This window comes from Pseudomonas sp. DW-iso3 (genome assembly GCF_058725305.1).
Genome location: NZ_JBZXDZ010000001.1, coordinates 313450 through 327518, shown reverse-complemented (window position 1 = coordinate 327518; position 14069 = coordinate 313450). Strand labels below are relative to the sequence as shown.

The 14069-nt window shown below is 60.8% G+C and carries 11 protein-coding genes; 10 read left to right on the top strand and 1 reads right to left on the bottom strand.

Annotated features, from left to right (window positions below; genetic code table 11):
- Positions 1-10 precede the first annotated feature (10 nt).
- The 10 genes from AC4PS7_RS01575 (at position 11) to AC4PS7_RS01530 (ending at position 13571) form a co-directional block, all read left to right on the top strand.
- Complete coding sequence (locus AC4PS7_RS01575) at positions 11-1177, top strand: alginate biosynthesis protein Alg44 (RefSeq protein WP_457244013.1); 1167 nt, start codon at positions 11-13, stop codon at positions 1175-1177.
- 89 nt (positions 1178-1266) lie between these two features.
- Positions 1267-2691, top strand: coding sequence for an alginate biosynthesis TPR repeat lipoprotein AlgK (algK, locus tag AC4PS7_RS01570; protein ID WP_422393848.1), 1425 nt, complete (start codon positions 1267-1269; stop codon positions 2689-2691).
- The gene (locus tag AC4PS7_RS01565; RefSeq protein ID WP_010212974.1) at positions 2688-4175 is read left to right on the top strand and encodes an alginate export family protein; all 1488 of its coding nucleotides are present in this window, start codon (positions 2688-2690) and stop codon (positions 4173-4175) included. The genes algK and AC4PS7_RS01565 overlap by 4 nt, the downstream gene beginning before the upstream one ends.
- Entirely contained in the window at positions 4175-5764 is a 1590-nt protein-coding gene (algG, locus tag AC4PS7_RS01560) for a mannuronan 5-epimerase AlgG (RefSeq protein WP_021491854.1), read from the top strand. The genes AC4PS7_RS01565 and algG overlap by 1 nt, the downstream gene beginning before the upstream one ends.
- A gap of 11 nt (positions 5765-5775) precedes the next feature.
- Positions 5776-7224 (top strand): alginate O-acetyltransferase, encoded by a 1449-nt coding sequence (locus tag AC4PS7_RS01555; protein ID WP_010212978.1) that lies wholly within the window; start codon positions 5776-5778, stop codon positions 7222-7224.
- An 8-nt stretch (positions 7225-7232) separates the two neighbouring features.
- Positions 7233-8342 (top strand): mannuronate-specific alginate lyase, encoded by a 1110-nt coding sequence (locus AC4PS7_RS01550; RefSeq protein WP_021491855.1) that lies wholly within the window; start codon positions 7233-7235, stop codon positions 8340-8342.
- Positions 8343-8560: 218 nt separating this feature from the next.
- Positions 8561-10093: an MBOAT family O-acyltransferase gene (locus AC4PS7_RS01545; protein ID WP_010212981.1), complete on the top strand. Its 1533-nt coding sequence runs from the start codon at positions 8561-8563 to the stop codon at positions 10091-10093.
- 11 nt (positions 10094-10104) lie between these two features.
- Positions 10105-11289, top strand: coding sequence for an alginate O-acetyltransferase (locus AC4PS7_RS01540; RefSeq protein WP_457244012.1), 1185 nt, complete (start codon positions 10105-10107; stop codon positions 11287-11289).
- 16 nt (positions 11290-11305) lie between these two features.
- Positions 11306-11962, top strand: coding sequence for an alginate O-acetyltransferase AlgF (locus tag AC4PS7_RS01535; RefSeq protein ID WP_021491856.1), 657 nt, complete (start codon positions 11306-11308; stop codon positions 11960-11962).
- A 157-nt stretch (positions 11963-12119) separates the two neighbouring features.
- Positions 12120-13571 (top strand): mannose-1-phosphate guanylyltransferase/mannose-6-phosphate isomerase, encoded by a 1452-nt coding sequence (locus AC4PS7_RS01530; RefSeq protein ID WP_010212986.1) that lies wholly within the window; start codon positions 12120-12122, stop codon positions 13569-13571.
- Positions 13572-13661: 90 nt separating this feature from the next.
- Here AC4PS7_RS01530 and AC4PS7_RS01525 read toward each other — a convergent pair whose 3' ends face one another.
- A complete protein-coding gene (locus AC4PS7_RS01525) occupies positions 13662-13991 on the bottom strand; it encodes a hypothetical protein (RefSeq protein WP_010212989.1) in 330 nt (109 codons plus the stop codon).
- Positions 13992-14069 lie beyond the last annotated feature (78 nt).

Sequence of the window (14069 nt, the reverse complement as noted above, 5' to 3'; positions counted from 1 at the left end):
TTACACCGTCATGAACAGCCAAGTAAACGCCAACGTTGTCCACGAATCCGAAGCCCAGCGCCAACATGCCCGGGTAAAAATCCCGGCCAAGCTGCGCTTCTTCAACACCGACCGCACCCAGACCGAAGCACGGGTCATCGACCTGTCGGCCGGCGGCCTGGCGTTCACCGCCACGCAGCCGCTGACCGTGGGGGAAGTGCACAAGGGTCGCCTGCAATTCGTCATCGACAACCTCGGCCTGGCCATGGATGTGGAGTTGCAGATCCGCTCCTACGATCGCCAGAGCGGCCGTACCGGTTGCCAGTTCCAGAACCTCGACGCTCAGGACATTTCCACCCTGCGCCATCTGATCACCTCGCACCTGTCCGGTGACATCGTGACCATGGGCGACGTGCTGGCGACCCTGCAACGCGACAACTTCACCAAGGCGCGCAAGGTCAAGGACGGCGGCAGCAACATGAGCGCCTTCGGCCGCCTGCGCGCCGTGACGTTCAGCCTGGCGATCTTTCTGGTCGGCCTCGCCGCGTTCGGTTTTGTCTTCAAGTCGATCTACGGCATGTACTTCGTCAGCCACGCCCAGGCAGGCCTGGTCAACGTACCCGGCATGAACGTGACCATGCCGCGCGACGGCACTGTGCAAAGCCTGCTCAAGGGTGACGGGATCGCTGCCAAAGGCGCGCCACTGGCGACCTTCAGCACCAGCATGCTGGACGTGCTCAAGGGTCACCTGGACGAAGACCAACTGCAACCGGCCAAGGTTGAAGAGCTGTTCGGCAAGCAAATGACCGGCACCCTGACGTCGCCCTGCGATTGCGTGGTGGCCCAGCAAATGGTCGCGGACGGTCAGTACGCCAACAAAGGTGATGTGATCTTCCAACTGGTGCCGCGCGGCAGCCTCGCCAATGTTGAAGCGCGCTTCACCTATCGCCAGTTCGCCGACGTTCGCCCAGGTACACCGGTGAGCTTCCAGGTGGCCGACGAAGAACAGATCCGTACCGGCACCATCGTCAGCAGCACCAGCCTGAACAGCGCCGACCTGTCCTCCGACATTCGCGTGCAGATCAAGCCTGACGTACCGCTGGACAGCACCTACGCCGGTCGCCCGGTGGAAGTGACCAGCGACCGTGGCCCGTCCCTGAACTGGCTGATCGATAAAGCCATGGCCCACGGTCTGTAAGCGAGGACATGCCTGTGACGACTTTCTCAAAAACACCGCAATCCCTGTGGGAGCGGGCTTGCTCGCGAAAGCAGTGTGTCAGCCAGCACATGCATCAACTGACAGGGCCCCTTCGCGAACAAGCCCGCTCCCACATGGGTACTGCGGCGTTGCTAGCTGTTGCAGTCAGCCTCGCCGGTTGCGCCGGCCTGCCCGACCAACGCCTGGCTAACGAAGCGTTGAAACGTGGCGACACCGTCACCGCCCAGCAGAATTACCAGCAACTGGCAGACCTGGGTTACAGCGAGGCCCAGGTGGGCCTGGCTGACATCCAGGTCGGCACCCGCGATCCGGCGCAAATCAAACAGGCTGAAGCCACCTACCGCGCCGCGGCGGACACTTCGCCCCGCGCCCAGGCCCGTCTCGGTCGCCTGCTGGTGGCCAAGCCTGGCAGCACCGAAGCCGAACACCATGAAGCCGAAGGCCTGCTGAAAAAAGCCTTTGCCAATGGCGAAGGCAACACCCTGATTCCACTGGCGATGCTGTACCTGCAATACCCGCACAGCTTCCCGAATGTGAATGCCCAGCAGCAGATCAGCAAATGGCAGGCCGCCGGTTACCCGGAAGCCGGCCTCGCCCAAGTGCTGCTGTATCGCACTCAGGACACTTACGACCAGCATCTGGATGACGTGGAGCGCATCTGCAAGGCCGCGCTGAATACCACCGATATCTGCTACGTCGAGTTGGCCACGGTTTACCAGAAAAAAGCCGAGCCGGAAAAGCAGGCCGAGCTGCTCAAGCAGATGGAAGCCGGCTACAGCCGTGGCACCGTCACTGCACAGCGCGTCGACAGCGTAGCCCGTGTATTGGGTGACGCATCGCTTGGCAAGACCGACGAAAAAACCGCCCAGGCGCTGCTGGAAAAAATCGCCCCCGGCTACCCGGCTTCGTGGGTCAGCCTGGCACAACTGCTCTACGACTTCCCCGAACTGGGCGATGTCGACCAGATGATGAAGTACCTGGACAACGGCCGCGCCGCCGACCAACCGCGCGCCGAGCTGTTGCTGGGCAAGCTCTACTACGAAGGCAAGTGGGTGCCCGCCGACGCCAAGGCCGCCGAAGCACACTTCGAAAAAGCCGTGGGCAAGGAAGTGGCCGCCGATTACTACCTCGGCCAGATCTATCGCCGTGGCTACCTGGGCAAGGTTTACCCGCAAAAAGCCCTGGACCACTTACTGACCGCTGCGCGCAATGGCCAGAACAGCGCCGATTTCGCGATTGCCCAATTGTTTTCCCAAGGCAAGGGCACCAAGCCCGACCCATTGAATGCCTATGTCTTCAGCCAGTTGGCTAAAGCCCAAGACACGCCAGAGGCCAATGACTTGGCCACGCAGCTGGAAACCCCACTGACTCCGGAGCAACGCGCCCAAGGCCAACGCCTGGTGCAACAGGAACTGGCCGCTCGCGGCACCCTGGCTCAGAGCACGCTGCAACTGCACGCCCTGGAAGAAGAAGACGGCGAGGAATCCCTATGAAGCTCAACCCATTCGTCAAGGCCGGCATCGGCCTGACCTTCGCCCTGCTGTGGTCGTGCCCTACCCTGGCCGCGCTGACCGAAGCCAAAAACTTCGGCCTGGAAGTCAAAGCCACCGCCCAGTCCGAAGATGACCGCGACCTCGGCACGCAGAAAGGCGGCGACGTCAACGGTATCGGCCTCGACCTGCGCCCGTGGATCTACGGTGAAAGCGGCGCGTGGAGTGCCTATGCCATGGGCCAGGCGGTAGTATCGAGCGACATCATCGAGACCGACACGCTGCAGCAGTCGGCGGATGACGAAAACCAGCAGACCACCAACAACGACCGCAAAACCAAGAAAAACTACTTGGCCATGCGTGAGTTCTGGGTCGGCTACAGCGGCTTCACGCCTTACCCTGGCGAGATCCTCAAGTTGGGCCGCCAACGCCTGCGCAATGACGACGGCCAATGGCGCGACACCAACATCGAAGCGCTGAACTGGACCTTCGACACCACCTTGCTCAAGGCCAACGTCGGCGTCGCTGAACGCTTCAGCGAATACCGCACCGACCTCAAGGAACTGTCGCCCAAGGATAAGGACCGTCAGCACCTCTACGCCGACGCCGCCTACCAGTGGACGCCAGGCCAGTGGATCGGCCTGCGCGCTCACCACACCCATGACGACGGCAAGCTGGACTACCCGGAACCGGGCGTCGCCACTGACTCGCTGGACAAGCGCGAGAACGGCGACCTGACCTGGCTCGGCATCGAAGCCAACAGCGACGCCTACAACTGGCGCAACACCAACACCGTCAACTATTGGGCGAGCATCACCGGTATGCAGGGCGACCGCGACACGGTCAACGCCTTGAACGCCGACGGCACCCGTCCGACCACGGCCAAGCGCAGCGATGACGTGAATGGCTGGGCCACCGACCTGGGTATCCGCCTGCGCCTGGACCCACAGTGGCAAGTCGGTGCGGCCTACTCCCGCGCCAGCGCCGAATACGAGCAGAACGGCCTGCAAAGCAACCGTTCGAACTGGACCGGCACCCAGTCCCGCGTGCACCGCTTCGGCGAAGCCTTCCGTGGCGAGATGAACAACATGCAGTCCATGAGCTTGTTCGGCTCCTGGCAGCTGCGCGAGGACTACGACGCCAGCCTGGTGTACCACAAGTTCTGGCGCGTCGACGGCAACAAGCCGGTGGGCAGCAACGGCATCGATGCCGTACAGAACAACACCGATGACGTGACCGGCGCGATCCTGTCCAGCACTTCCCTGCCGCTCGAAGACGGCAAGAAAGATCTGGGCCAGGAGATGGACCTGGTGGTCACCAAGTACTTCAAGACCGGCCTGTTGCCGGCTGCGCTCAGCCAGTCGATCGACGAGCCATCGGCCCTGGTGCGTTTCCGTGCAGGTGTGTTCAAGCCGGGCGACGCCTATGGCAGCCAGGTTGACTCGTACATGCATCGCGCCTTTGTCGACGTGATCTGGAAGTTCTGATGGGAGCCTGCGCAATGAACCCTCAAGCCCTCAAAGGCTCGGCCATGTTGGCGGCAGCGATGCTGCTGGCCAGCGCTGCTGCCATGGCCGATGTCGCGCCGCAGGCTAAAGCGCCGACCATCGCCAAAGAGCTGCAACAGGCCAAGACCTACACCATCTCCAGCCCGCCGACCGCGCCGCTGGAAATGGCCAAGCCGGCCCTGCCGGACCTGTCGGGCTATACCGACGCGGCGATGGAAAAAAAGATCGTGCGCGCCAAGCCAGGCAAGATCAGCATCCGCCGCATGATGCAGGAAGATGCCCTCAAGGACTTCATCGGCGGTGACAACAAGATGGCCGAATGGGTGGTGCGCCAGCACGGCATTCCCCAGGCGATCTTTGTCGACGACGGCTACATGAACCTCAAGGACTTGCTGGGCAAGGTGCCCAAACAGTACCTGAGCGAGACATCGCCGGGTGTATTCCTGGCCAAGTTGCCAATCGTGGTCGGTCGCAAGGGCATCCTGGAAATCGATAAAAAAACCCAGGAGTTGCGCCTGTCCCAGGAAAGCGGTTCGTTCCTGATCAACGACGGCCAGCTGTTTGTGCGTGACACCAAAGTCACCGGCTGGAGCGAAAAAGCCAACGGCCCGGCGCTGTTCAAGTCGCCGAAGGAATTCCGTCCGTTTCTACTGGCGTGGGGCGGCACCGAGACTTACATCTCCAACACCAAGATGGCCAGTTTCGGCTACGCCAACAGTAAGTCGTACGGGGTGAGTATTTCCCAGTACACGCCGAACATGGCCAAGGTGCTCAAGCGTCCAGAGCCGACCGGCTGGATCATCAACTCCGAGTTCTCGGACATGTGGTACGGCTTCTACTGCTACGAGACCACGAACTTCGTGATTAAGGGCAATACCTACAAAGACAACATCGTCTACGGCATTGACCCCCACGACCGTTCCCACGGCCTGATCATCGCGGACAACACCGTCTACGGCACCAAGAAGAAGCACGGCATCATCATTTCCCGGGAAGTGAACGACAGCTTCATCTTCAACAACCGCAGCTACGACAACAAGCTCTCCGGCCTGGTACTCGACCGTAACAGCGTCAACAACATCGTGGCCGACAACGAGTTCTACCGTAACCACACCGACGGCATCACCCTCTATGAGAGCGGCGACAACCTGCTGTGGGGCAACAAAGTGATTGCCAACCGTCGCCACGGTATTCGCGTGCGTAACAGCGTGAACATCAAGCTGTACGAAAACACCTCGATGGCCAACGGCCTGACCGGGCTTTACGGCCACATCAAGGACTTGACCGACACCGACCGCGACATCGCCCTCGACCCGTTCGACGCCAAGGTCTCGCTGATCGTGGTCGGTGGTGAACTGGCGGGTAACGGCAGCGGGCCGCTGTCCATCGACTCGCCGTTGAGCGTGGAGCTGTACCGCGTGTCGATGCTGGCGCCGACCAAATCCAGCGGCATCAGCTTCAACGGCGTGCTGGGCGATCGCCAGGAAGAGATTCTCGACCTGCTGGTACGCCAGCAGAAAGCCGTGCTGATCGACCCTGTCGAACGCCAGACCGAATTGCAGGACTGAGGATGACCCTTATGCACCCACACATGATCAAACTGTTGAGCCTCTCGGGTCTGACCCTCGGCCTGCTCGCGGCCAGCCAGGGCGTGCGCGCCGACGAAGTCAAGGCGCCGACCTTCACCGCCGAGCCGTGCTGCAGCCTGTGTCCGGCCGCCCACGATGCGCGCAACTACACCACGCGCTACCAGCAGAACTTCACCACCCTGGTGCAAGCCCAGGGCGACTGGTTGTTCCGGACCCAGGAAGACCTGCGCACCGAATTCGATACCACCCCGTCCGGCTACAAGCGCATGCAACAGCTGCACGATGCGTTCAAGGCCAAGGGCGTGGAACTGGTGGTGGTCTACCAGCCGACCCGTGGCCTGGTGAACCGCAACAAGCTCAACCCGGAAGAAAAAGCCAAGTTCGATTTCGACAAGGCACTGGCCAACTACAAAACCATGCTCGGCCGTTTCGCCAAGATGGGCTACGTGGTGCCGGACCTGTCGCCGTTGACCAACGAGCAACTGCCGGATGAGCTGCCAGCCCACGATTTCTACTTCCGTGGCGACCAGCACTGGACCCCGTATGGTGCCCAGCGCACGGCGAAAATCGTCGGCGCCAAAGTGCGTGCAATGCCTGAATTTGCCGATATTCCCAAGCGTGAATTCGAGACCAAAGTGTCCGGACGCATGGGCAAGACCGGCACCCTGCACAACATGGCCGGGCAACTGTGTGGCACCAGCTACGCGATCCAGTACATGGATCAGTTCTCCACCGAGCCCAAGGGCGAAGCGGGCGACGGCGACCTGTTCAGCGATTCGGGCAACCCGCAGATCACGCTGGTGGGCACCAGTCACAGTGGCAAGAACTACAACTTCGCCGGCTTCCTGGAACAGGAAATCGGTGCTGACATCCTCAACGTCGCCTTCCCCGGCGGTGGCCTGGAAGGCTCGATGATCCAGTACCTGGGCAGCGAAGAATTCCAGAAGACCCCGCCAAAGATTCTGATCTGGGAATTCTCGCCGCTGTATCGCCTGGACCAGGAGACCATCTACCGCCAGATGATGGCGCTGCTGGACAACGGCTGCGAAGGCAAGACCGCGCAGATGACCGCCAGCACGACATTGAAGCCCGGCAAGAACGAATTGCTGGTTAACAGTTCGAACAAAGACCTGCGCAACGCCAACCACCAGGTTGATATCCGCTTCGCCGACCCGTCGGTGAAAACCCTGCAAGCCACCCTCTGGTACATGAACGGGCGCCACGAGGACATCAAGATCGAAAAACCCGAAACATCCGATACAGACGGGCGTTTCGCCTTTGAACTGCGCACCGATGAAGACTGGGCCTCGCAGAACTTGCTGGCCGTGGAAGTGCAGGGTCCCGAAGCGGGCGCTGCCGCGCAGAAAGTCGAAGCGAAAATTTGCACACGCAACGTATTCCCAGCCGGTGGTCAACAGACCGCCTCAACTGGGCAATGAGGTTACTTATGCAGAAGTTATTGATTCCCACGTTACTCGGCCTGGCGATGTTCGCCGGCTCAGTCAACGCCGCCGCCCCACTGCGTCCACCCCAGGGTTATTTCGCACCGATTGAAGCGTTCAAGACCGGCGACTTCAAGAATGACTGCGACGCCATGCCCGCGCCGTACACCGGCTCGCTGCAATTTCGCAGCAAGTACGAAGGCTCGGACAAGGCCCGTTCCACGCTGAATGTGCAATCCGAAAAAGCCTTTCGTGACAGCACCGCCGACATCACCAAGCTGGAAAAAGACACCAGCAAGCGCGTGATGCAGTTCATGCGCGATGGCCGGCCCGAACAACTGGAATGCACGCTCAACTGGCTGGCTACATGGGCTCGGGCAGATGCGTTGATGTCCAAAGACTTCAACCACACCGGCAAGTCCATGCGCAAATGGGCACTGGGCAGCATGGCGTCGGCCTATGTGCGCTTGAAGTTCTCCGAGTCGCACCCGCTGGCCAACCACCAGCAGGAATCGCAGCTGATCGAAGCCTGGTTCAACAAACTGGCCGACCAGGTGGTGAGCGACTGGGACAACCTGCCGCTGGAAAAAACCAACAACCACTCTTACTGGGCCGCCTGGTCGGTGATGGCAACGTCCGTCGCCACCAACCGTCGCGACCTGTTCGACTGGGCCGTGAAGGAATACAAGGTCGGCGCGAATCAGGTCGACGACCAAGGCTTCCTGCCGAACGAATTGAAGCGCCAGCAACGCGCCCTGTCGTACCACAACTACGCCCTGCCGCCGCTGTCGATGATCGCCAGCTTTGCCTTGGTCAACGGTGTGGACCTGCGCCAGGAAAACAACAGCGCGCTCAAGCGCCTGGGCGAAAAAGTGCTGGCCGGGGTCAAGGATCCGGAGATCTTCGAACAGAAGAACGGCAAAGAGCAGGATATGAAGGACCTCAAGGAGGACATGAAATATGCCTGGCTTGAGCCGTTCTGCACCCTCTACACCTGCGCGCCGGATGTGATCGAGCGCAAGCACGGGATGCAGCCGTTCAAGACGTTCCGCCTCGGGGGTGACCTGACGAAGGTCTACGACCCGTCGCACGAAAAAGGCAACAAAGGTTCCTGAGCGAACTCGGTAAAAAATGTGGGAGGGGGCTTGCCCCCGATAGCAGGGTGTCATTCAACACAGATGGCGACTGTTACACCGCCATCGGGGGCAAGCCCCCTCCCACATTTTTGAGCCGGTTTCGACAGTGAGAATGCAATACAGCCCTCCCCCGAAATCGTGGGGGGGTTTGGGGGGGCTCTGGCCCTTGACTGTTGGTTAAACATGGAGAGATCGGGATGGTTTTCTCGTCCAATGTGTTCCTGTTTCTGTTCTTGCCGATCTTTCTCGGCTTGTACTACTTGAGCGGGCAACGCTATCGCAACCTGCTGCTGCTACTGGCCAGCTACGTGTTCTACGCCTGGTGGCGAGTGGACTTCCTGGCGCTGTTCGCCGCCGTGACGCTGTGGAATTACTGGATCGGCCTCAAGGTCGGTGCGGCAGGCGTGCGCACCAAGCCGGCCCAGCGCTGGCTGCTGCTGGGCGTGGTGGTCGACCTGTGCATCCTCGGCTACTTCAAGTACGCCAACTTTGGCGTCGACAGCATCAACGTGATGATGAAGTCGGCCGGCCTGGAGCCGTTCATTCTCACCCACGTGCTGCTGCCGATCGGGATCTCGTTCTACATCTTCGAGTCCATCAGCTACATCATCGACGTGTATCGCGGTGATACCCCTGCAACCCGCAACCTGATCGACTTTGCGGCGTTCGTGGCGATCTTCCCGCACCTGATTGCCGGCCCGGTGTTGCGTTTCCGCGACCTGGCCGATCAGTTCAACAACCGCACCCACACCCTCGACAAGTTCTCCGAGGGCTGCACGCGGTTCATGCAGGGCTTCATCAAGAAGGTCTTCATCGCCGACACCCTGGCGGTGGTGGCCGACCATTGCTTCGCCCTGCAAAACCCGACGACGGGCGATGCCTGGCTCGGCGCGCTCGCCTATACCGCGCAGTTGTACTTCGACTTCTCCGGCTACAGCGACATGGCCATCGGCCTGGGCTTGATGATGGGCTTCCGTTTCATGGAGAACTTCAAGCAGCCGTACATCAGCCAGTCGATCACCGAGTTCTGGCGGCGCTGGCACATCAGCTTGTCCACCTGGCTGCGTGACTACCTGTACATCACCCTGGGCGGCAACCGTAAAGGCACGCTGACCACCTACCGCAACCTGTTCCTGACCATGCTGCTCGGCGGCCTGTGGCACGGTGCGAACATCACCTACATCGTGTGGGGTGCGTGGCACGGCATGTGGCTGGCGATTGAAAAAGCCATCGGCCTCAACACGTCGCCGCGCAGCTTCAACCCGGTGCGTTGGGCCTTCACCTTCCTGCTGGTGGTGATGGGTTGGGTGATCTTCCGCGCCGAGAACCTGCACGTCGCCGGCCGTATGTACGGTGCGATGTTCAGCTTTGGCGAGTGGTCGCTGTCGGAACTCAACCGCGCCAACCTCACCGGCCTGCAAGTGGCAACCCTGGTGGTGGCGTATGCAACCCTGGCGTTCTTCGGCCTGCGCGACTTCTACACCAATCGTCCTGCCGAGAAGACCAAACCGGCCGACCCTAGCCTGATCAAGGCTGTGCCGGGCGACAACCCAGGCAGCATCCACGAACCCGGTTTCACCGTGGGCAAAGATGCCGCCGTGCAACCGGCCTACTGGACCGCTGACTGGCCACGCTACGCGATGCGCGCTGCGGTGCTGCTGCTGTTCGTGGCGTCGATTCTCAAACTGTCGGCGCAGAGTTTCTCGCCGTTCCTTTACTTCCAATTTTGAGGGAGCCGACCATGACCCGTTCATTACGCGTCCTCTATATCGGCCTGTTCCTGGTGCTGCTGCTGGCCCTGGGCGCCTGGTCGCTGCGCAGTTTCTTCGGCTTCAGCACCAATGCCGACGCCACCGTGCTCAACGGTCGCTGGACCAAAGCCGTCGAGACCCACTACGACGACGAGTTCCCGATCAAGCGCATGGGCACCAACCTGTGGGCGGCGCTGGACTACAAGCTGTTCAATGAAGGCCGTCCCGGTGTGGTGCTGGGCCGCGATCACTGGTTGTACAGCGACGAGGAATTCAACCCCGCCGTCAACGAAGACCAGAACCTTGAAGGCAACTACGCGCTGGTCGAAGGCGTGCGCCAGAAACTCAAAGCCCAGGGCATTCAACTGGTGATGGCGATCGTGCCAGCCAAGGTGCGCCTTTACCCGGAACATTTGGGTGAAGTGAAACCGGCCAGCATCCACGCCAACCTGTACCAGGACTTCCACGCCCGTGTCGCGGCCGACAAGATCATCGCCCCGGACCTGCTCGGCCCATTGCAACAGGCCAAGCTCGACGGCAAGCAAGTGTTCCTGCGCACCGACACCCACTGGACACCGGACGGTGCCGAAATCGCTGCCAAGCAGTTGGCCAAGACCATCGCCGACAAGACTCCGCTTCACGGCGAGCCGCAGCGTTTTATCACCGAAGCCGAGAAGACCGAGCCGCATAAAGGCGACCTGCGTCTGTTCCTGCCCCTGGACCCGCTGTTCGAAAACCTGATGCCGCCGAAAGAACCGCTGGAAAAACGCGTCACGCACCTGGCCGAAACCCAAGGTGACGATGCCCTGTTCAGCGACAGCGAAACCCCGGTGGCATTGGTGGGCACCAGCTACAGCGCCAACCCCAACTGGAACTTCGTCGGCGCCCTCAAGCAAGCCCTGGGCAGCGACGTGGTCAGCTACGCCGAAGACGGCCACGGCCCGATCCTGCCGATGCTCAGCTACCTCAAAAGCGATGACTTCAAGAACAGCCCGCCCCAGGTGCTGATCTGGGAGTTTCCTGAACGTTATCTGCCCGTGAACAACGAAATCGGTGATGCCGACCCATCCTGGGTTGCGCAGCTTAAACAAGCCGGTTCGCGCCAACAGAACATGGCACTGAACACCCCAGTTAAAAACCAAAAATCCGAGACGCCCGACCGGGCGCAAAACTGAAAGAGAGGTAACTCACATGACTTTCACTACAACTCCTCGTCGTCTCGCTAAAACCCTGGCTATCGCAGCCGGCCTGAGCTTCGTATCGATGTCCGCCTTCGCCGGTGGCGACGCCGCCCTCTACGGCCCTACCGCGCCAAAAGGTTCGAGCTTCGTGCGGATCTACAACGCCAGCAATCAGGAAGTCAGCGCCACTGTCGGCGCCACCAACCTGAGCGATGTCGCACCACTGGCCAGCAGTGATTTCAGCTTCATGCCCGGCGGTGACTACAGCGCCAAGGTCGGCAGCCAGACCGTGCCGGTCAAACTCGCCGCCGACCACTATTACACCCTGGTCAACAGCGGCAGCGGCCAGCCACAGCTGATCGAGGAGCCACCGTTCAAGAACAAGCAGAAGTCCCTGGTGCGCGTGCAGAACCTCAGCGACAAAGCCCTGACCTTGAAGACCGCTGACGGCAAGACCGACGTGGTCAAGGCAGTCGCTGCCAAAGGCCGTGGCGAGCGCGAAATCAACCCGGTGAAGGTCAGCCTGGCGCTGTATGACGGCGACAAAAAAGTCGGCGACGTGAAGCCGGTGGCCCTGGAACGCGGTGAAGCGGCGGTGCTGTACGTCACCGGTTCCGGTTCGAGCCTGTCGCCAGTGTGGGTGAAACGCCCGGTGTCGACCCGCTGATTATTTCCCTGAGGGAGCCGGGCTTGCCCGCGATGCAGACGACTCGGTTTGTCTGCCTTCGCGAGCAAGCCCGCTCCCACAGAGACCGAGACAAAAACAAGAGTGAAACGACAAACCTTCGTAGCTCTGACCCAAATCGATTCAAGGAGAAACACCCATGATTCCAGTCATCCTTTCCGGTGGTAGCGGCTCACGTCTTTGGCCGCTTTCGCGTAAACAGTTCCCAAAACAATTCCTGGCCCTGACCGGCGAGCACACGCTGTTCCAGCAAACCCTGGAGCGCCTGGTGTTTGAAGGCATGGATTCCCCAATCGTGGTCTGCAACAAGGACCACCGCTTTATCGTCAACGAGCAACTGGCCGCGCGTAAGCTCGAAAGTCAGCGCATCCTGATGGAACCGTTCGGCCGCAACACCGCGCCGGCCGTGGCCCTCACCGCGATGATGCTGGTCAATGAAGGCCGCGACGAGCTGATGCTGGTGTTGCCCGCCGACCACGTGATCGACGACCAGAAAGCCCTGCAGCGTGCGCTGGCCCTGGCCACCGTGGCCGCCGAGCGTGGCGAGATGGTGCTGTTCGGCGTGCCGGCCACCCGTCCGGAAACCGGTTATGGCTACATCAAGTCCACCAACGATTCGCTGCTGCCCGAAGGCGTGAGCCGCGTCGAGCAGTTCGTGGAAAAACCCAATGAAAAACGCGCCATGGAGTTCGTCAAGAGCGGCGGTTACTTCTGGAACAGCGGTATGTTCCTGTTCCGCGCCAGCCGCTTCCTCGAAGAGCTGAAAAAGCACGACCCGGACATCTACGACACCTGCCTGCTGACCCTTGAACGCAGCGAACAGACCGCCGACACGGTGTCCTTCGACGAAGCCACCTTCGCCTGCTGCCCGGACAACTCCATCGACTACGCCGTGATGGAAAAAACCCAGCGCGCCTGCGTGGTGCCGCTGAGCGCCGGTTGGAGCGACGTGGGTTGCTGGGCCTCGCTGTGGGCCGTCAACGACAAAGACGTCCACGGCAACGTCAGCAAAGGCGACGTGGTGATCCAGGACAGCCGCAACTGCATGATCCACGGCAACGGTAAACTGGTGTCGGTGATCGGCCTGGACAACATCGTGGTGGTGGAAACCAAGGACGCGATGATGATTGCCCACAAGGACAAGGTCCAGGGCGTCAAACAGATGGTCTCGACCCTCAACGACCAGGGCCGCAGCGAAACCCAGAACCACTGCGAAGTCTATCGCCCGTGGGGCTCCTACGACTCGGTGGACATGGGTGGGCGTTTCCAGGTCAAGCACATCTCGGTCAAGCCGGGCGCGTGCCTGTCGCTGCAGATGCACCACCACCGCGCCGAACACTGGATCGTGGTCAGCGGCACCGCTGAAGTTACCTGTGACGAGAACGTGTTCCTGCTCACCGAGAACCAGTCCACCTACATCCCGATCGCCTCGGTGCATCGCCTGCGCAACCCGGGCAAGATCCCGTTGGAGATCATCGAAGTGCAATCGGGCAGCTATTTGGGCGAAGACGACATCGAGCGCTTTGAAGATATCTACGGTCGCTCGACGCCGGTTGAACGTGGCGTGTCGGTGAAAACTATCGCGCAGTAAAACAGTCGTAAAAGAAGCCCCCGTCCAGTCGACTGCGTCCCCTATCCGCAGCCGGTTGGGCGGGGGCTTTTTTATTGCACCGCCAGCCCGTTACGACGCCGGCCTGCTCCCCCAATTCGACGGGGAGTAGGCGTTGTAGTTACCCGTGTTGTTCGTGGTGCTGTCCGCGCTGTCGTATCGGCTCTTGCCAAATTCCTGAGCAGCCCTGCCGCCATATACCAAACCGGCGCCAACGGCTTTGCTCAACAGACCACCACTCATGCCAAACCTTTTCCCAAGACCTTCTGCGGCAGCCCCACCCACCATCAGTCCAGCGCCCTTCGCCTTTTCTTCGGGGCCGCCACGTAACGCTGTGGGGAAAAGCGTCGCAGCCCCTTGCAGCAGCGTTTGCCCCAGGTTGGTCAATTGTTGACTTTGCATGCGGGGCTGCGCTTGAGTGTCATGCTTTACGTTCGCTTGATTCGATGTTGCAGCGCTGCTCGGCGCTGGCGCAGATTG